Annotated in this window: 1 protein-coding gene; it reads right to left on the reverse strand. The window is 49.0% G+C overall.

The annotated features are described in order from the left end of the window. Window positions 1-614 (reverse strand): RnfABCDGE type electron transport complex subunit C (locus R7Q48_RS28740; RefSeq protein WP_318133749.1); only part of this gene is annotated, 614 nt, incomplete at both ends.

Raw genomic sequence — 614 nt, forward strand, 5'->3', positions numbered from 1 at the left:
ATAACAATGTCCTTGTTCAGAGCGGCGCTTTCCAGCGCTTTAATGGCATCTGGCTTGTTATCTTCGATACCAATGATCGTCAGTTTTGGCTTAAGGATATGTTCGACGATTTCGATGCCCTGAATAAGCTCTTCGGCATGCTCCTGCATCAGTTTGTCATCGGCCGTGATGTACGGTTCACATTCTGCTGCATTTACAATCAGGATTTCTGTACGAGCAATGCCTGATTGGATCTTTTTCGCGGTAGGGAAGCCAGCACCACCCATCCCTGAAATGCCAGCAAGGCGAATAATGTCGATGAGTGCATCGGCGGATTCTTGAGTGTAGTCAGCGATAGGTGACTTTTCACACCAAGTATCTTGGCCGTCAGGAGTGATGACGGCGCACAATTCGCTCAAACCAGAAGGGTGAGCCACCGTTCGAGGCTCGATGGCAGTGATTGTGCCAGAAGTTGGCGCATGTACGGGTACTGTAAACCCCGTTTCTGATTGGGTTAAAGCTTGTCCTTTTAAAACGTGCTCACCAACAGAGACCAACAAGTTACCCGCTTTACCAATGTGCTGTTTCAGCGGAAGAATGATTTCAGCGGGAATGGATGCTCGCACTAAGTCGGC

Source organism: Vibrio sp. 378 (genome assembly GCF_033339435.1).